Genomic DNA, 18,971 nt, shown 5'->3' with positions numbered 1-18,971 from the left:
ACTACTCCCTGGCCAGTGCTCGCAAGGTCAAGCGGTTATCACCCAGTTCGACGACTTGTGCGCGGTCCGGGTCCAGTTCATCGCGGGTGAGCATCAGGCGCCAGGTATTGAGGGCGATGTCCGGTTCGCGCACCAGCGCCACCACTGAAACGAACCGGGCTTGCGGATCCATCGGCACGCTCAGTTGCGCGCCCTCCCCCGGCTTGATCACCAGCGCACGGGTATCGAGCAGATCGCTGCGCAACAGATTGTCGTCATCGCCCAGCAGGCTTTCATAACTGGCCTTTTCCACGGCCTTGCTGTCACGTAACTGGTACACCCGCACCAGCGTCGGCACGGCCAGGTCGTTCATGTCCAGCGTGTCATTGTTCATGGCGGTCCTGGCACTGATGTCCAGGTGCAGGGTTTTCACCTGCTTGTAGAAGATTGACCGCGCCGTGGCGGCGGTGGCGTCGCTGGCCGATTGCGTCAGCCCACAACCCGCCAGCAGTGCTGTGAGCACGGTGAGCATCAGGGTTTCAGTGACGGTACGTGACATGGTGGACGTCCTTGTGGTCGGGGTTGTTGTACAGGCCCTGATAGCGGCCCAGGTTGATGGTCACGCTGCTAGGCAGCGCGGCTGGCTGACGGCCAGTGCTCAATCCGAGCAAGCCGGTCATGCCCAGCAAGACGGGAGGCCCACCGAGTATCGGCAATGGCAGGCTGCTCACGGGTAAGGTCAGTTGCAGGCAGACGGTGCAGCGCCACCCGAGGTAAACACGCAGCAACACACGAAAGTCTTCGTTCAACTGGCCTTGCGGCAGCCAGCCTTGGGCTTCGTGCGGGTCCTCGGTGAAGAGTTGCAGGCGCATCTGGCTGTTGACGTCATAGCCCACAGCGCCCAGGGGCGTGCCGCGCGAAAGGTTCACCGGGTGCCGCGAATCCAGGCTGGCCGGCTGCGCCAGGGTCACTTGCTGCGGCCAGTGCGCCGTGACCTTCACCTGCGTCCTGGGGGCCAGCAGGCTCACCAGTGCACCGATGCCCTCGGCGTTGCGGGTGGGCAGGCGCATGACGCCGAGCAGCGCCAAAAAGCGCGAAACCGGCGTGGCGATCCGTTGCGCGGTACCGGGAATACCCAGCCCGATCAGTCCCAGCAGGCATTGCGAAGTGGCGTCAACGCCCCCCGCTTCAAAGCTGGCGGGGTAGGAATACTTGCGCCAGATCCGGTAGAACTGGGTAAAGATCCGGTGATTGAAGATGTCGAGAAACGCCTCCAGCGCTTCATGGCCCTCGCGACGCAGGGCAATGTCGTCGACAAAGGCCGTGGGCAATGGCGAATCCACGCCGTACAAGCCCAGCAGGCGCGTGCGCACCGTCGCCGGGCGCGGCGATGGCGCGGTGTCGATCTCGATCGCCTTCAACTCGCCGGCAGGGAAACCCATGCCGGGGTCGGGGCGAAAGCGCACCGGGTCGTCCGCCGGGTGCGTGGTGCTGCCCAACGGCGGGTGGCCGGGCAGTGCCTGCTCCAGCAACTGGCAGAAGCGATACACGCTGGCCTCGGCCACCTGCCCCTCCAATGCCTGGAGCAAGCCGCTGGCATTCAGCCGGGAATACGCTGACTGTGGTTCTCGGTCCATCGCAGGCACTTTCCAGTAGGTTGAAGAATCAGCGTGAGCTGGTTGAACAAGTGAATGTCGGCGTACAAGGCGAAGAAGCGATTGAGCATTTCGCCAAACAGGCTGATGTCACCCTCGCCACAAAATCCGTCGGCCTGGAGCGTGACTTCGATGTCGACGCCCCGCAGCAGGAAGCCTCGTTCGAAGCGTTGCACCAGGTGATGCCGGACATCGACGATGGCCGCCAGGCGCCGCCGGTTCAGTTCGCTGTCGGTCCAGTCGTACAGCGCCAGCGTGCCGCGCAGCACTTCGGCGTTGTCGAGCATCGGCAGGAAGTTCGAACCCAGGTGACTGAGCACGCGCCAGTGGAAACGGTCGCGGTTCGGCGGGTAGCACGGCAAGGTCGGCGCGCACAGGTTGCGCACCCGCAAACCGCTGTCCGCTTGCCCCAGCGTATCGAGCAGCGTGCTTTGCAAGGCTTTGCGCGGCAGCTGGCCGTGGGTGCCGGTCAAGCGCAGCGAAAGGCTTTTGCCGGCGTCCAGGCGATCCAGGTCGAAGCCATCGCCACCCAGGATCAGCCACGTGTCGTGCAGGCCATTGGCGCCGCGCTTGAGACGCGTGTGGAAGTAGCGCTCCGGCGCTTCATCGCGCAGCATGCCGCCCTTGTGGCGGAAACTGCTGAACGGCACATAGTCCTGGCGCTCGCCATGGGTCGACGCCGTGACCTCATCCACCGAATAGATTTCGGTATGCCCGTCCTGCAAGCGCATCGGCCGCAGCAGGTAGTCCGTTTGCAAGGCACGCAGCGCCATCGGGTCGGATTCGAGGGTGAACAGGTTGATCACCGGCACCGCGTGCAGACGAATGTGCTCGGCACTCAGGTTGAATGCCTGCGGCCACGACTCGCGCAGTACCACCTGCAATTCGAACCCAGGCGTGCCCGGTGCAATGTCCAGGTGCTCCAGCCCATGGAGGGTGACGAACATGAATTTTTCGCGAAAGGTGAAGTACTCCAGCAACAGTTGGTAGCCGCTGAAGGCGCTGTCGCCCTTGGGCCACAACCGATCCTCGTCGCTGAACCCCTTGGGCGCGAAATGGCCGCGCAGGGGTTGGCGCTCCGTCTCGCCGGAAAACCGCACGTACAAGGCCTGGGTATTGAGCGTCAGCGCCTGGTGCAGCGCGCAGGCCAACGGCGCATCGCCATTGAGGTACAACGGCAGTTGGCCGAGGTCCACCTGGCTCCAGTCGCTCATGGCCCCACAGGCAAAACCCAGGACCAGCAATGAGCGTCCGTCGGGCTCGTGATCCAGTCGCACCGACTCCAGGGCCAGTGGCTGCAACGTCAGGTCCTGGGTGGTGGTGTAAAGGCAGCGCGTGCGTTGCGGGCCAATGGGCTGCGACAACACCTCCAGCCCCCTGGCGATCGTCTCGCTGCGCTTCATCTGCGCAACATCAGGGCTCAGTTCGACAATCGACAGCGAGGGGATGGTGCGCAGGTAATGCGGCCACAACAGGCTGACCAGCCCTTCGGTGAGCTCCGGCAGATCATCGTCGAGCTTTTCGCGCAGGCGCCCCATGAGGAACGCGAAACCTTCGAACAATCGCTCGACATAGGGATCGCGGGCACCCGGCTTGTCCAGATTGAGATAGGCCGCACGGTCGGGAAATGCTTCGGCGAATTCCTGGCCGGCTTCGCGCAGGTAGCGCATTTCGGCGTCGAAATAACGCAGTGTCAGGTTGTCCATGATTCAAAAATTCCTGTTAAAGGTTCAGCCGCAGAGGACCGCGGCGCGCACCGGGTCGATGGCCACCAGTGCCGCCAACAACGGCTCCATGCGCCGGCCCAGGGCGAGCTTGTCCGAGTCGTTGCGCTGGGCCTTGAGGCGCAGCAGTTTGAGCAAGCGGGCCTTGACCTCGAAACACAACAGCGGCTCCCAATCGGCCAGTGCCTGGCGCTCGCCGACTGCATCCAGTTCCCCCAGCAGGTGCAGGGCCAGTTCCTGCTTTGCGCACTGCTCGGCGACCCGCGCCATCAGCAGATGCAGCAACCAGCGTTGCCGCCCGGAGTGGATATCGGGGCGCGCCGCCAACCAGGCCAACGCCTGCTCGACGCCTGCGCTGTCGGCCTGGGCCAGGGCTTCGCCCTCCAGCGCCAGGACCTCGCTGTCACCCTCGGCTACAGCGGCGACGGGGGCTGGCAGGCATTGCGGTGATTGATTGCCGCTGACGTGCTGGGCGATCCAGGCGCGGGTGGTGTCATCGGCAAAGGCTGAACCGTCGTTCCAGCACAGGCCTTCGACGCCCGGCAGGCGTTCGATGAACATGCCCAGGTCGCGCTTGACGATATCGACCCAGGCGTCGTGGGGCGCCGCCAGCTTGCTCAGCGCCTGGCAGGCGTACCATTGCAGGTCCAGCCAGAAGTGATTGACCCCCTCGGCAAACATCCGCTCGACCTGATCGAGCAGCTCGCTCCAGCTCTGTTGCAGGTACAGGCGCTTGAGTTGCGCGCGGTATTCGCTGCGTGGCGGTGCCAGGCGAGTCATCGCGCTGGCGTCGTGGGGCGGCGCCTGATGCACGGTGTCCCAACGCAAGCTTTTCATCAGCCGATGCGCCGCCAGCCAGCCCTCGGGCTGCTCACGCAAGTAAGCGGCGAGCACACGCGCGCTGTCCAGCAGGTCACGCCCGGACTTGATCGCCAGCCCGGCGGCGGGGGCTTGCGCGCTGCCCGAGTGGTTGGCGCTGTTTTGCGGCACCAGCGCATCCACCCCGCCCGACTGCGCCAGCCGGTTGGCCAGCGCGCCGTACAACCCGCCCAGCTCCGGGCGCTGCGCCTCGGGCCACGCCTGCAATGCGCGGGCAAGCCACGTCAGTGCGGCCACTGTACGTTCCGACTCCTGCTTCACCACTTCAGGGAACAATGACAGGCAACCCAGCACTTTACTGCCCGCCAGCCACTCCAGCGCCTGCTTGCGACTGTTGCCCCGCGTCGGCAGCACGTCGGCGCCGAAGCGCTCGATCAAAGCCGCCAGCAAACTCAAGCCTTCGGCCAGGCCCGCCTCGCCCTCTTTGTGCAAGCGTGCCCAGAGGTAATACGTGGCGACGCGCAGGTCCTTGCAGCGCTTGGTCAGCAGGGTTTGTGCCAGTTGGATCACCCGGTCGGTGTCGGCGCCAGAGAGTTTGTCGACCTCTTCGCGCATCTGCTGGAAATCGTCGTCGTAGCCGGGGTCCTCACCCACCAGAGAAGCATCGCTGATGGGTTGCAACCAGGCCTGCCAGGGTTCGGCCAGCACCGGGCTGCCGGGCAGGATATCGCCCTCGCCGAAACAACGGGCGATCAGGGTACTCAGGCTCATTCGATGCTCCCGTTGCGCGCCATGGCCGCCTCGTTTTCCACCAGGAAAATCTGCCTGGGCAACTTGAAGTCGCGCAGCTTGAGCAGGGCCAACGGCCCGGCGCCCAACTCGGTGCGCAGGTCCCAGGTCAGGTCCAGGCCGTCCGGTGCACGCAGTTGCAGGCGGTAATGGCTGGCGCTGTCGTTCAGTGGTGTGACCCGGGCCTTTTCCAGCAGGCGGATCAGGCCCCAGGTGCCCTCGTTGTCGGCGAACAATCGCTCGCTCGCCCGCACACTGGTCCACAGCAGGCGCGTGCCCGGGTGGCTGGTGAAGCCCGGCCAGCCGAAACGCTGCCAGCTCTCCTTCTGGTTGAAATAGTGATGTTTCTCGCCGTTGAGGATGAACATCGTCTGCACCACGTCGCGCACCGGTTTGCCGCGCAGCTCGAAACTCATGCCCATGCCGCCCTCGGTATAGAGCACGTCCGCGAGGTGGCTGAGCTGGTTGATCGCCGTGAGAAACTGCGGGTTGAAACGCAAGCCCTGGCTGTGCCGGGAGTCGGCCACCCAGCGACTGCCTTCCTTGCGCAGCACGCCACCGAGTTGTTGCTGCAAAAACTGCTCGATGCGCCCGGAATCAGCGCGGATCATCTGCCCGAGCATCGGCAGCGACGCGTCGTTGGCGGTGTTGGCAAAGGGATAACGACCGGCGAATGACTGCTGCCAGTCGTTGACGATCGCCCGTTGCCACTGGCTGTTGAGCCCGGCGGCTGCCGGTTGCAGGACCCGTTGCCAGGCCTGTTCCAGCGGCTGCACGAACAAGGTCTGGCCGACGTTGTCCCACTCCGCGCCCAGGCTCGCTGCCACCAGGCTGGCGTAGGCCTGAGTGTCGGTGAGGTCGATCTGCTGCCCCTGAAACACCGTCTGCGCCAGCGCCTGGGTCATCGCCTGCGGGTTGGCGGCGTTGCTGATCTGTTGCAGCTTCAGGCGCACCCGGGTCACCCGGTTGAGCAAGGCTTGCAGGCTCAGGCGCTCGCTGTCGCCGTCCTTGTCCAGCAGCGCGAGCAAGGGTCCGAAACTGTTCTCCAGCGGGCCGGTGGATTCAGGCAAATCAATGGCCGCGTCCTGACCCATCAGCTTCTGCGCGGACTTCACCAAAGTATCGCCCAGCGCCTGTCCCCGACGGCCGGCCTGTCCTTGCCAGCTCAGCGTGTTCATCAGCGCAATCAACGGCGACTGGCGCACATCACTCATCAGCGTCAGCTGATCGATCACCTCGCCCAGGCTGCCCACCGGTTGCCCGTGCAGGCTGTTGAGAAAGTCCAGCCAGGCGTCGGCGTAGTCTTCAAAGTAGCGGTCAGTGAGTTGCTGGCGCAGTTGCTCCGGGCTCAGCTCGGCGGCGATTTGCCCGGGCTGGTCGCTGAGCACCCAGTCGATTTCCTCGCGGCGCGCTTCGGCGATGGCGTCGATGGCCTGGCGCACCTGCCCCTCCCAGGCCTGGCGGGTAAACACGCCGGGCACCGTGTGGGGCGTGGCAAACAACGCGTTTGCATCCGTGCCGGCGACCATCTGTTGCAGGCTCAAGGCCGGGTACTGATTGGCGCTGTCGTCGAGGACTTTCTGATACAGACTGGCCTGGGCATTGCGCTGGCCCAACTGCCCGAGCAGCACCTGGCGCGCCTGCGCCACCAGCCGCGCATCCTTCTCGATGCGCCACTGTGGGTGCGCCGCCAATTGTTCGGCGTAGAACTGCCAGAGGTTGGGCGCGACGCCTTGCCACACGCCAGGCGAAATGTCCGCCCGCTGGGGCAACGCCTCGGTCAGCGTACGGGCGAGAAACGCGCTGTCGGTTTTCGCAGGCTGCGCCAGCATCAGGTAGGCCTTGAGCTGGGCATGGGCGACTGCGGCGCGCTTGACGCGCTCAGGGCTGTCCGCAGGCAGTTTGATCAGCGCTTGCAGCTGACGCGCCAGCTCAGTCGCGACCGGGTCACGCATCAGCCGGTTGTTGGCCTCTACGTACGACGGCCAGGCAGCGGCGAGCAGACGCTCGTTCTGGATCAGGCCAAAACCCAGGTACCAGGGCGCGCCGTGTTCGGCGCGCGCGAGCAGTTGGCCGAGTTCGCGGGTCAGTTCGTGCAGGGCGAAGACTTGATCATCCACCGAGCCGCCCTGCTGCAACGTCGTCAGCGCCGTGTTGACCTGGCCGACGTGCACGCGGTTGGCCGCGAACGACAGCAACACACCCGCGCCTGCCAGCAACATCAGGCCGAGTGCCAGGGTCCGCGCAGTGCGCATGACGCCCCAGCCGAGGCGACGTTGTTCGGCGTGGCGATCATCGAGCACCCCGCCCCAGGGCGCGGTGGCGTGCCAGAAGTGGCCGTCGGATTTTTCCGGCACCGGCAACGGCAGGCTGAACCACAAGCCACGCAGCGGCACACCCCGGGCGAACAATCGCAACAGCGGCGCCAGCGCCTGCCGCCAACGGACGATGCCGTCGCTGCGCAAATCGGCGGACAGGCGCAGCAGGTAGTCGTGGCCATTGCACTCATTCATCTGGCCAAGACCGTAGGCCCGCAGGGGCTGGACGAGCTGTTCGAGTTGTTGTTCGAGCACCTGTGGCGTCAGTGAGGGCGGCAGCAAACAGCCGACCGTTTGCGTTGCGCGTTTATCCTGCGGCCAGTCGGTTGCGCAGACTTGCCACAGGTGCAGCGGCAGTTGCCAGCGGAGTTGGCGGGCCAGCACTTGCAGGTGGCGAACGCCCTGATCCATCGCTTTCGCGTCAGCGGTTTGCTGCTGGTTCAGTGCCCAGATCACCCCGTCCAACGCACGCCAACGGCTCAGGCCTTGCCAATGCTCGGCCCACACGTCATTCAACAGACCGATCGGGCTACCGCCCCACAGCAGGATGGTGTCGTGTCCGGCCAACCATTTCTCGGTCTCGAGATGCGGAGCAATGGCGTTGATCTGATCGGGCTCGCCGACCACCAGCAGCAGACGGGTCTTGAAGCGCCAAAGCGGGCCGTGGGTTTCGTGCAGGTGTTCGAGCAGTTGCTTTGCCGGCAGGCTTTTTCCACCCTCGCCTTTACGCCGCTGGGGCGGGACCGTCCACGAACTGCCGACAAGCTGGCGAATCCCGTTCAGCACGGCATGCCACATCAGCATTGCCATGGAAAACAACAGCCCCCAGACCAATAAACCCTTGAGTGTCAGATCAAGCAACGACTGACGAGAAATCGGCTGCGCACCCTTCCACAACCACCAGGCCACCCCCACCGTGACAATGAGCACTCCCAGGATCACGGCGAGCAGGAGTGCAGTCATCCAGGATGAAATCCTGCGCGAATCATTAGTTTGCGACATTGGGCTTTACCACTCCAAGGGCCAGCGTGTGATGGGGATCCTTCGCCATCCAGGCGCAGGGCACCTGATGTTGTTCGACGTACCAGGCCGCCAGGGTCTGCGCGACCATGGCCTGCAAGCCCTGCAGGTCACCGAAGTGGGCGTCTTGCATCTTTTTCTGGGGGGACCAGTCGCAGGCGCCAACATCCTGCGCTGGGGAAAACGACACGCAGACTTGCGCAGGCTTGGGCAGTTCACTTTGTTGCAGTGCGCGCTGGGTCACCGCTGTCAGTGACTCGTCGTCGACGTCGAACCATTCACCTCGCGAGAACAGAACCTCACCTTGCGCGCCGAGTAACCAGAGCACCGAGGCCTCGCCGGCAGGTAGATCACTGCCGCCCCGTGGCGAGCTGGATTGGCAACCCGCACAGAGCACCCGAGCGTCAACCGCCGTCCCCTGCAAGTGGTCAATAATGGAGTGAAGGCTGCGAATGCCTGCCCAGGGCTCAGGCCGTTCGGGTAATTGCACCTGCGGAAAACTCAGCGCCATCTGATCGACAAACGCCTGCCAGGCCGCTTGGCTGCCCTGCCAGTAACAGCGCGTCGGCTGGGGTATGGCGTGCGCAGCGCGCTGCTCCTGCCAGTGCAACACCAGTTGGATCGCCAAGTGACGCTCACGCTCGCTAACTTCATCACCCTGCACTTGCAACAGTCGAATGGCCGGCCCTTTGGGGGTGGCCACCGGCACGAGTGGCTGGTAATTGGCGCTGAACAATCGTTGCGCGTGAAGCCGCGTGGTGCAGGCAGGGCTTACCAGTACCGCTTCGGCCAGCGCGACCGTTTGCCGATGATTCGCCCACCAGGCGTGGCTGACCTGCGCTGACGTTTGCGTATAACAGTGGGCGTTGTGCTGTTTGAGGCGCAGGTACAACACCTGGATGAGCATCAACAACAGCAAGACGAACAACCCAAAACCGGTACCGACCACCACCCAGAGCGGTTCAACCCAGGGACGCAACAGCACGCTGACCACGCCCGCGACAACCAGCACACCCGCGCCGCTGGCCAACCAGCGCGAATAAGCAGGCGGTTTGATCGAGGGGTACGGCATAAACTGCGGCGCGCTGTTCACGACGCCGCCTGCGTATCGGACATGGAGCTGACCAGCGTACAGCCGCACTCGCAGCGATGGCCATGCAGCGCGGCCGGGCGCCCGTCGTAGTCCAGCAAATCACTGCCCTCGGCGATTTTGGTGCGGCCATGCAGGTTGCACATGACAGCATCACCCTTACAGGCGATGGGCTTGCCATGGCATTCGTACCGCCCCTCCAGCACTTCGCCGCCGTACTCCTCCAGCGTGTCTCCCTGACGTACCAGTACTCTCATGGTTGCTCCTTTGAATTGATGAGGCGAGTTACTGTGGACATGACAAAGGCTCCGGCAGATTCAGCGGAGTCTTGATCGGGTATTGCGGGCTGCCGAAGGCGTAGCAGGAGGTGGTGACCGCAAGCTCGTCGCACGGCAGGAAGTGCACGGTGAGGCCGCAGACTTTTTGTCCGGTGTAGTCGGGGATGGGGACGGTTTTGCTGTGTTGGCGCTTATACGAACGATTTTTATCTCGCCAAGCTAGATACTTGGGCCGGTCCGCAAAACCGGGAAACCCTTCGGGATAAGCCACACCAGTTTCCCAATCCACCACTACCGTCATCCCAGACTTCCAATGCGCAGGTGCGACATAACAACAACCTCCCCCGCCACCTTGGTACGGGCCGATGATGTCGAGACCCGAGCGCCCGTCCACACTGAAGCGATTAATAGCCCAGTGGGTATGGTTGATCGCTTCGAGAGTGCTGGCATTAACGTTTGCCGGCGCAGCCATCAGGATGCCGATTGCCCATATCACGTAACGACACTGAATACGCTGGAGCCTGCCCCACATGCTTCGCGCACAATGCCCGGCAACGTGCTCAAACCGTCTCATCGCGAACCTCCCTGACTGGCGCGCCGAAGCTCTGCCAACGTGCGCTGAGCCTCTTTTGCATCTCAGCCAAACCCTCGGCATCCAGGATCGAAGGTGGCGTCGGTCGCGGCTGGGAATGGCGATTGTCGGCTACCATCTCGCCGTTGACTTCCTTGAGCAGCACCAACTCCCGTCGATTGACTTCGCCGAAGAACACCATGCGCTCGCTGAAATACGTGCCCCCTCGCTCACGGCCTTTGGCGTAGAGGAACCAGGCGCGCGAGTCGTGGACCTGATCGTCGAATAAGGCACGCAGTAATCCGCTGGCCTCCTGCGCATTGCGGCTTTCATCGACGTTGTGGCGCGTTTTTTCATCGACGTGGTTGCGTTCGAATTTAGGTGGCGGGAACAGTTGGCTGACGCGCTCCCTGCCCATGGCCTTGATTGCCGCGCGCTCGGCCCGTGCGTGGACCGCATGTTGATTGACCAAAACCCCAGGGAGCAACGCCACGCCTACCAACCAGAGCGCTAACGTCTCGATGTTCTCGATGTTGCGGTAGTCCAGGCTGAACTCCTGGGCGGCTTCACGCAGTTGGGTCTGCGCCATGTCCGGGTCGAAGTCCTTGACGCCAGGCTCCATGGGTTTCTTCTCGGCGCCCGGCACGCGCTCGTTGATCAGCTGTTCTTTTCGGATATTTTTGATGGCGTCCTGTTTTCCTTCTCGCGCGGCCTCAGCTTTTTGCTGCACATAAGGATCGACTTGCGTGTCGCTTGCCTGTTGGTAAAACGCTGTTTGTCTGAGGCTGGAAAAACCGTAACGGTCGATGCGCCAAGCGGTGATCCAGCCGAGCTGGTTGCGCATGGTCTCTTCAAGATTGATAGAGGCTGTTAGGGGTTCGTAATAGTCTGTTTGCTCGGGACTTAATGGATAGCGAACTGAAGGCAGATTTAGTGTTACTTCGCGCCAGGCGTTGAAGCGCTGAATTACCCTAGGAGTAACATCGAACTGCTCCACCAACTCAAATTCCATTGCCCGCCAAAGATCTGTACGTAAATCGATTGGTAGAGATTCTTGAGGCACTTTCAACGGTGCACCATTAACAAATGCATCTGCGTACAAATCATTCAAAGCAATTTGCGAAAGTAAAAGGCCGTCACCTTCGAAGTTATCTTTGCTAAATGCCTTCCCCTGATCTCCCGGCGGATACCCCCCACCCACATCCGAATGCACTCCCGGATATATCACCTCCATTGAATTGAGTGGATACCCACCGCCAGCCCGGCGAATCGACTCCGACGGAAAACACAACCGCTGCTCATGACTGGCCACCAGATGCAGGCAGCGCTTGACCAACCGGTCCGGTATTTCCTGGCTGCTATCGGCCCAGCCCATATGCCCGTCCGCCCTTGGGACGATATCGGCGAGACCCACCGACGCCACGGTGTCCAGCAACCCCAGGTACGCGACACTGACGGGAAGGTTCAGGTCCTTGAACTTCAGCGAGGGCGTCGTGGCACTGCTGTCCAGCAATTGGTTGAGCCAGTTGACGAACGCCCTGGCCGCCGCTGCACCGCGGGAAAAACCATACACATAGAGCTTGAGGCCCAACAGTTTCGGGCGTGCCGGCAAATTGTCTGCCAGCGCTGTGCGTAAGGGCTGTTCAAGGGCTGCCAGCTGTTTGTCAAACACATTGGCTCGATTGGCCTCCCCACCGGACTCCATCCCCGGCGAAGTGCCCATGGCTTTTACAGCACCAAGCAACGCCGAGTTATCCAATTGGGGTAGATCCAGGCAGCGCCTGAGCGCATCGATGATCATCAACAACGCCCAGTTGATGCGTTCCTCGCCATACCACCCGGTAGCCATGCCTAATTGGGTGTAATCCGGGTCACCCACTTCGGCAAACGGTGTGCCGACACCGGGCATGTAATATTTGAAGTACTGGTTATTGCCGGCCCCTGGGATATCGGTCAGCCCCCGGGCCTTGCTGCTGGCGTGCCCGGTGCCGCCCGCATGGCCGGTGCCAATGCTGGCGCGGAACATCCTGGCGATATTGGTTGGATTCGGGGGCGTCGACAGGTAGAGGTCGTTATTGAGGTTATTGCCAGTGCCGTCGAAGCACAGACTGACGTGCAGCGTCTTGCAGCAAGGTGGCAAGACCCTGTGCCCCGCAGCTACGCTGAGGGCATCATGGAAGCCGACTTCCCACTCGGTCTGACGCCGCAGGTTTTGACGAACTTGCCCTTCCCTCCAGGGCAGACGGCCCTGCTCGGGAAAGGCAGGCGGATACCAAACGCTGGCATGATTTACTGCGGACATGATTGCGGCTCCGGCAGGTTCAATGGGGTTTTGATTGGATATTCAGGGCTGCCGTAGGCGTAGCAGGAGGTAGTGACTTGAAGCTCGTCGCAAGGCAGGAAGTGCACTGTGAGGCCGCAGACTTTTTGGTTGGTGTAGTCGGGAACTGCCACTAGTTTGCTGAGTCGACGTTTTTGCGCTTCGATCTGTTTTGTCCATTCAAGAACTTTTGACCAATCCGCAAAGTTTGGATAATCGAAGGAGTAACCTACTCCGGTTTCCCACTCAACACGCACCGTCATCCCCGGTACCCACCGCGAAGGCGCGATGTAACAACACCCTCCACCGCCACCCTGATACGGACCAATAATGTCCAACCCCGAGCGACCATTGACCGCGAATTGATTGATCGCCCAGTGAGTGTGGTTGATCGCTTCGAGGGTTCCCGCCGAGGCTTTTGGGGGAGTCAAAATTGACACCAGAGCCCCGAACAGAACGGCACGATAACCGCCGTTTGAAAATGTCGGCATGGGGTTCATTTCCTTATGTCGTTGGAGGGACTAACCCCGACCCCCGACAACCTGTCGAGGAGATACGTTTCACGCTCAGAGGTGAGCAACAGTCCGCTCTGGAGTGCCTCGAACAGGGCCACGCAGCACGCATCAAATCGCTGCTGGGCACTCCAGTCGCTCGGCAGCGCTTCACGAAGATCCTCCATCGCCTGAAGGGCATCGCAAATACAACCAAACGCTTGCAGCTGCATGTCACTGAGTTCGATGTGAACGAAGTCGAGCGGGCTCTGCGGCCGATCAGGACTGCCCATCAACCACCGAGGTTCACCATCGATATCCAGCCAGCTCCAGAACCACGCCGGGCATAACAACACCTGTTGCTGATCGGCTTGCAGCACATGACTGAACAGAAACGGGAATATCCGCGGGTCGTAGTAACGCAACAGCCCCAATCGCCCCGCATGGCGGGCTTCCAGGCATTGACAGAGATATTCGGCCAGCACTTCAAACGGCCAGCAGGACGCCAGCACCAACAATTGCGATCGATTGTTCAGGGCCTGGATCACCCCCTTCAACCATTGCCGCTGAAGCGGCTGCGCAAGATCGACCCGCACCAACAAAGGCGCCAGATCCTCGGCGCCCTCCTCCGGCAGCCCACTGAACAACGAATGCCAGGGCAGTGCCGGCTCGACACTCAGGACACTGGGCAGCAACGGGGCGCCGCCCGCCTGGTCGATGATGATGTCCAGGCAGGTGATGGAGACCTCGGCGCAGGACGAGTCCAGTTGTTCGAGCCAGGTATCACTCATGATCGACGTCATCCCTGGGCCTCCCTGGGTGCAAACCCCTGGGCAGCAGCGCGGGCTTTTTTCAGGCACTCCTTGCAGACTGAGGTGGGAAGTTCCGGCAGAGGAAACGCCTGGCTCGTAGGCGGGTTGTACCGGTGTTTACCCTTCATGCAGATCAATCCTGGCCCGTGCAGCTGAATCTCACCTTGCGGGGTAATACGGATGTAACCACCACCGCTACCCAAGGTGATGCCATTGTTCGCCGTGAGCTGAACATGCCCTTGCACCGACTGCACGGTGATGTCCTGCTGGGCGGTCAGGTTGAGCAGGTTGCCGTGGGACTCGATCTCCAGAGGCCCATTACCCGATACCAGACGCATGCCTTCCTGCCGGGCCAGCATGGACATGCCTTGCTCCGAGTAGATGGATAACCGCTCTTCGGCGCCCAGGTTGATCTCGTCCTGGCTTTGCAAGTGCATCGCCTCACCGCTGCCAAGCAGCAGGCTGGCGGGCGTGACGGCGGCGATACCCTTGGGTGCGCTGAGCAGAATGGCTGGGCCGCTGAGATCTTTCGCAGCCGCGTGAAGGCGTTGCAGGCCCTCAATGGCAGGTTGGCGGCTGCGGTGCGCGTGGGCGATACCCTGACAACTGGATGCTTGCTTTACCGCGCCTTCGACGAGCACGGTGGCCGGCGCCATATTCAGTACGTGACCGCTGGCCTTGCCCTGCGCATCAGCACTGATAAACACCCCCTTACCCGCCCGAACACTGCCCCAATCATCCGTGCGCAGCTCAAACCCTTCCCCGCGCTTTTTCTGCCGCGCATCCACCAGATGCCCCAAATTCAGCTGGCTCTTGCCGCCATACTCGGTGCTCAGCTTGACGTGCTCCTGGCCCCGGCTGTCGTCCATGCGCAGCTTGTTGTTGGCCGGGGTGCGCAGCACGTTGCGCTTGTAGTTGCGGGCGTTGAGGGTGACGTGGTCGGGGTGTTCGCTGTCGTGCAGGGCGTGGGCGATGTAGGGGCGGTCGGGGTCGCCCTGTTCGAAGGCGATCGCCACTTCGGTGCCGCAGATCAGCGGCAGGTGCAGGCCGTGGGTGTCGCCGGCGTAGGGTCGGGCCAGGCGCAGCCAGGCGCTTTCGCGGCCGAGTGGCCAGGTGTCGCGGTCGAACAGGAAGTTGACCTTGTAGCGGCCTTCCTTGTCGATTTCGGCGTAGCGGTCGTGGGCCAGACCGCTGGTGACGCGGGCGGGCACGGTGCCGGCGATCTGTGGTTTGGGTAACAACGGCGGACGGAAACACAGCTCTTCGCTGTAGGGCATCGCCTCGAACTGGCAGACAAACGCGCCATCGCGGCTGGCGCGGGTGCTGACGGCGATCACCGCGCAGCTCGGGTTGAAGGCTTGCGGGGCGCCGTCGCTGATGGTCAGCACCTGGCCCGGCGCCAGGGTCGGGCTGTTGCTGGTGCCACTCAGGTGCGTCTGGTCGTTGAGGTAACGCTCGTGGCGCAGGCGGGCGAAGAAGTAGCCGCTTTCGCCGAGCTGTTTTTCGTGGCGCTCGTAAGGGTCGCCCAGCGCCCGGTAGGGTTCGGCGTAGTGGTAGGCCTCGCCGTAAGTGCCGCGTGCACCGCGGGAATGATCGACCTCGGCATCGAGCCGCGCCTTGGCATCGCGGTGCTGATAGGTGCGCACGTTGACGTGTTGTTCCACCACCCGGTGCCGGGTTTGCAGGGCCCACACGCCGACCTCGTCGCTGCCCAACCCCGCTGGCGGGCGGTGCGGCAACTGCACGTCGAACTGGTAGCCGCTCTGGTTATCGCAGAACTCCACCACATCGAAGCGCAGGCGCTCGTTGCTGACGAAGCGGTACCAGATGCCGACCTCGGCCAGCAGGCGGTTGATGAACGCCAGGTCGCTCTCGCCGTATTGCATGACCTGTTCGCGCCGGGGGTATTCACGCTTGAGGCGGAACAGGAATTCATGGCCGCGCATGTCGTGACGGCTGCGCAGGATGCTCTCGACGATTTCCGGCACCGACTTATGTTGGTAGATGCGGTATTGCCGGCCGAGGCCGAGCAGTTGCAGGCGCGGTTGCAGGGTGATTTCGTAGCGCGCTTCGTCTTTGGAGGCGGACAGGCGCTGGAAACCGGTGATCACTCCTTGCAGGGTGCGCAGCGGTTCGATGGTCAGCGTTTCCCAGGGCATCACCGCCACCGGTATGGCGTGCAGGCTGAACCCGGCGTCCTGGCCAAGCAGTTGCTGGGCGGCCAGATCCTGCTCGGCGCTGGTGAATTCGATGTGGTAGCAAAAGGGTTGGCTCAGGCGTTCTTCGCCGTGGAAGGCCAGCACGTCGAGGGTGGGTTCAAGGTCGCGCACCCAGAGTTCATGGCGGCTGTGGTCGAAGAAGGTGGGCATTAAACCTGACATGTTCACACCCCCGCCGTCATGGCGGGCATCGGCTGCTCACCTTCGCTGAACGCCAGGCACAGGCCGTGTGCATCGCTGTGTTCCAGCCGCACGCCGCTGGTCACCCGCCGGGCGGCCTGGCGTTGCAGGAGTTGTTCGCTGAGTACCGGCAATATCTGCTGATTGAGCAGACTGTCGATCGTGCGCGCACCGTTGTCCGGCGACAGGCAGGCCTCGACCAGCAACGTGCTGAGCGAGTCGTCGATGTCACAGCTCAGGCCGTAATGTCGCTGCAAACGTCGGGCGACCTTGGCCAGCTTGAGCGCAACGATGCGCTTGAGTGCCACGGCGTCCAGCGGGCGGTAGACCAGGGTTTCGAAGCGTGCGAGCAAGGCCGGCTGGAAGTGTTCGCGCAGGATCGGTTGCAGCCATTGCGCCAGCGTGGCGTCGGCGGCATCCGGTTGAGCGCGCAGGCCGGCTTGCAGGGCATCGCTGCCCAGGTTGGAGGTCATCAGGATCACGGTGTTGCGAAAGTCGATTTCCCGCCCTTCGCCATCGCGCATGAAGCCGCGATCGAACACCTGGTAAAACAGGTTTAGCACATCGCGATGGGCCTTTTCGACCTCATCGAGCAATACCACGCTGTAGGGCCGCTTGCGCACGGCCTCGGTCAGCACGCCGCCCTGGCCATAACCGACGTAGCCTGGTGGCGCGCCCTTGAGCTGGCTGACCGTGTGGGCTTCCTGATACTCGGACAGGTTGAGGGTGATCAGCGACTTTTCACCACCGAACAGGTTGTCGGCCAGGGCCAGCGCCGTTTCCGTCTTGCCCACGCCACTGGTGCCCACCAGCAGGAACACGCCCAGTGGTGCCTGCTCGGTGGTCAGGCCGGTTTTCGCCGCGCGCAGGCGTCGGGCCAGTGCACCCAGGGCGTGATCCTGACCGATCACCCGCTCGGCCAGTTGCTGTTCCAGCGTCAGCAGGCCAGCTTGTTCGTCCTTGAGCAAAACACCCAATGGCACACCAGTCCAGTCGGCCACTACCTCGGCAACGTTACGCGCGCTGACGTCCAGGGACAGCAGCGGCTGGTCACCCTGGATGTCATCCAAGCGTTGTTGCAGCACCTGGCAATCCTGCACCGGCAGTGGCTGTTCGTCACGAAGGTCGAGCAGTTGCCTGGTCAGCGCCAACTCTTGCCGGTATTGCTCGATCAGCCTGCTTTTGTGCTGTTGCAGTTCGCGCTGCTGCAACTCGATCGACGCCAGGTGTTTGGCACAGCTATCGGTCCCCAGTTGCGCATCCTGCTCGATCGCCCGCAATTCCAACGCCAGCGCCGCCTGCCGGGCGTTGAGTCGCACCAGCGCCTGCGGTTCACAATCGAGGCCCATGCGCACCCGTGCGCTGGCGGTGTCGAGCAGGTCGACGGCCTTGTCGGGCAATTGCCGACCGGTCAGGTAGCGTCGCGACAGGCTCACGGCCGCCTGGACGGCCGCGTCCTGGATGTGCACGCCGTGATGGCTTGCGTAACGCGCCTTGAGGCCACGCAGCATCAGGCAGGCAATGGCATCATCCGGCTCGTCGACCTTGACCTGCTGGAAGCGCCGCTCCAGTGCGGCGTCCCGTTCGAAATACTGTTTGTACTCGCCCCAGGTGGTGGCGGCGACGGTGCGCAACTCGCCCCGGGCCAGTGCCGGTTTGAGCAGGTTCGCCGCGTCCGCGCCGCCGGACTGGTTGCCAGCGCCGATGAGGGTGTGCGCTTCGTCGATGAACAGCAGCACCGGCGTGGCCGACTGCTGCACCGCAGCGATGACGTTTTTCAGGCGTTGTTCAAACTCGCCCTTGACCCCGGCGCCGGCCTGCAACAAGCCCAGGTCCAGGGTGCGCAGGCTCACTGATTTGAGGCTGTCGGGAACCTGGCCGTGGGCAATACGCAACGCCAGGCCTTCAACCAGCGCGGTCTTGCCCACGCCTGGCTCGCCCACCAGCATCGGGTTGTTCTTGCGCCGGCGACTCAAGATATCGATGACCTGGCGAATCTCGTCGTCGCGGCCGAATACCGGGTCGATGCACCCTTCCCGCGCCCTGGCGGTCAGGTCCTGGGTAAATTGGTCCAGCACCGCCTGCAAGGCATCGCCAGTGGCAACGCGGGTCAGTGGATCGCCGGACTCCAATGCCGGCGTCTGCTGCAATGCCGGGCGCTCTTGCGAATGCTGGTCGAGCACCGTGAGCACCTGCTGCAACTGGGCATCGCCCACGCTGAGCAGTGGCCAGGCCGCCTGGCACGCCAGCAGTTCCGGGTTTTCCCGCAATGCGCCGAGCAGGTTGGCCGAGCGCAGGCGGTCCTCGCCGGCAAGGGACACTTGCAGCCAGGCATTCTTGATCAGGGTCTGCAGCTTTGCGCACAACGCAGGCTTGGCGTGAACCGTACGCGGCAGCGTGTCCAGATGCGCCAGCAAGCCGCGCCATAACGCATCCATGTCCCATTCCTGACGACGGGCAATCACCGTCAGGTCGCCCTCGCCCTGCTCCAGCAGTTTGAGCAGCCAGTGTTCGATAGTGATCTGCCCGTGGGCACGGCTCTGGCAAAGGCTGGCCGCTGCGCTCAAGGCCTGGGCGCAATACGGGTTTAGCCGGCGAAGCAGGCGTGTGGAGGCGTGTTCCATGGTTTACGTCCTTGTGCTGGCGGGCCAGCGAAAATTCGGGGAAAACAGTGCCGCCGGCAGGCGCAGCGGCGCCTGCCGGAAG

General features: G+C 62.9%; 13 protein-coding genes. All 13 read right to left on the bottom strand.

Annotation, left to right across the window (positions count from 1 at the left end; genetic code table 11):
* Position 1 precedes the first annotated feature (1 nt).
* The 13 genes from tssJ to tssH all read right to left on the bottom strand — a co-directional run bounded on the left by tssJ (position 2) and on the right by tssH (position 18,889).
* Complete coding sequence (tssJ, locus tag AB4N64_RS06645; RefSeq protein WP_460123197.1) at positions 2 to 538, bottom strand: type VI secretion system lipoprotein TssJ; 537 nt, start codon at positions 536 to 538, stop codon at positions 2 to 4.
* Positions 519 to 1,616 carry a type VI secretion system baseplate subunit TssG gene (tssG, locus tag AB4N64_RS06640; protein WP_460123194.1) on the bottom strand — a complete coding sequence of 366 codons (1,098 nt, stop codon included), beginning with the start codon at positions 1,614 to 1,616 and terminating at the stop codon, positions 519 to 521. Before tssG ends, tssJ begins: the two co-directional genes overlap by 20 nt.
* The gene (gene tssF / locus AB4N64_RS06635; protein ID WP_460123191.1) at positions 1,580 to 3,340 is read right to left on the bottom strand and encodes a type VI secretion system baseplate subunit TssF; all 1,761 of its coding nucleotides are present in this window, start codon (positions 3,338 to 3,340) and stop codon (positions 1,580 to 1,582) included. The genes tssG and tssF overlap by 37 nt, the downstream gene beginning before the upstream one ends.
* A 24-nt stretch (positions 3,341 to 3,364) precedes the next feature.
* The gene (tssA, locus tag AB4N64_RS06630; protein WP_460123188.1) at positions 3,365 to 4,948 is read right to left on the bottom strand and encodes a type VI secretion system protein TssA; all 1,584 of its coding nucleotides are present in this window, start codon (positions 4,946 to 4,948) and stop codon (positions 3,365 to 3,367) included.
* Positions 4,945 to 8,247: an ImcF-related family protein gene (locus tag AB4N64_RS06625; protein ID WP_460123185.1), complete on the bottom strand. Its 3,303-nt coding sequence runs from the start codon at positions 8,245 to 8,247 to the stop codon at positions 4,945 to 4,947. The genes tssA and AB4N64_RS06625 overlap by 4 nt, the downstream gene beginning before the upstream one ends.
* A 25-nt stretch (positions 8,248 to 8,272) precedes the next feature.
* Positions 8,273 to 9,397: a hypothetical protein gene (locus tag AB4N64_RS06620; RefSeq protein WP_460123182.1), complete on the bottom strand. Its 1,125-nt coding sequence runs from the start codon at positions 9,395 to 9,397 to the stop codon at positions 8,273 to 8,275.
* On the bottom strand, positions 9,394 to 9,651 hold the full coding sequence (locus AB4N64_RS06615; protein ID WP_460123179.1) for a PAAR domain-containing protein: 258 nt from the start codon (positions 9,649 to 9,651) through the stop codon (positions 9,394 to 9,396). The genes AB4N64_RS06620 and AB4N64_RS06615 overlap by 4 nt, the downstream gene beginning before the upstream one ends.
* Positions 9,652 to 9,679: 28 nt before the next feature.
* Positions 9,680 to 10,144, bottom strand: coding sequence for a DUF3304 domain-containing protein (locus AB4N64_RS06610; RefSeq protein ID WP_460126640.1), 465 nt, complete (start codon positions 10,142 to 10,144; stop codon positions 9,680 to 9,682).
* Between the two features lie 88 nt (positions 10,145 to 10,232).
* Positions 10,233 to 12,545 carry a T6SS phospholipase effector Tle1-like catalytic domain-containing protein gene (locus tag AB4N64_RS06605; protein ID WP_460123176.1) on the bottom strand — a complete coding sequence of 771 codons (2,313 nt, stop codon included), beginning with the start codon at positions 12,543 to 12,545 and terminating at the stop codon, positions 10,233 to 10,235.
* The gene (locus AB4N64_RS06600; protein ID WP_460123173.1) at positions 12,533 to 13,063 is read right to left on the bottom strand and encodes a DUF3304 domain-containing protein; all 531 of its coding nucleotides are present in this window, start codon (positions 13,061 to 13,063) and stop codon (positions 12,533 to 12,535) included. The genes AB4N64_RS06605 and AB4N64_RS06600 overlap by 13 nt, the downstream gene beginning before the upstream one ends.
* The gene (locus tag AB4N64_RS06595; RefSeq protein WP_460123171.1) at positions 13,060 to 13,845 is read right to left on the bottom strand and encodes a DUF4123 domain-containing protein; all 786 of its coding nucleotides are present in this window, start codon (positions 13,843 to 13,845) and stop codon (positions 13,060 to 13,062) included. The genes AB4N64_RS06600 and AB4N64_RS06595 overlap by 4 nt, the downstream gene beginning before the upstream one ends.
* Positions 13,846 to 13,853: 8 nt before the next feature.
* Complete coding sequence (locus tag AB4N64_RS06590) at positions 13,854 to 16,247, bottom strand: type VI secretion system Vgr family protein (RefSeq protein ID WP_460123168.1); 2,394 nt, start codon at positions 16,245 to 16,247, stop codon at positions 13,854 to 13,856.
* Positions 16,248 to 16,249: 2 nt separating this feature from the next.
* Entirely contained in the window at positions 16,250 to 18,889 is a 2,640-nt protein-coding gene (tssH, locus tag AB4N64_RS06585; RefSeq protein ID WP_460123165.1) for a type VI secretion system ATPase TssH, read from the bottom strand.
* Positions 18,890 to 18,971 lie beyond the last annotated feature (82 nt).

This window comes from Pseudomonas sp. S2_C03, from assembly GCF_054668405.1.
The sequence above is the reverse complement of the archived record's forward strand: the minus strand, read 5'-3'. Positions and strand labels throughout refer to the sequence as shown.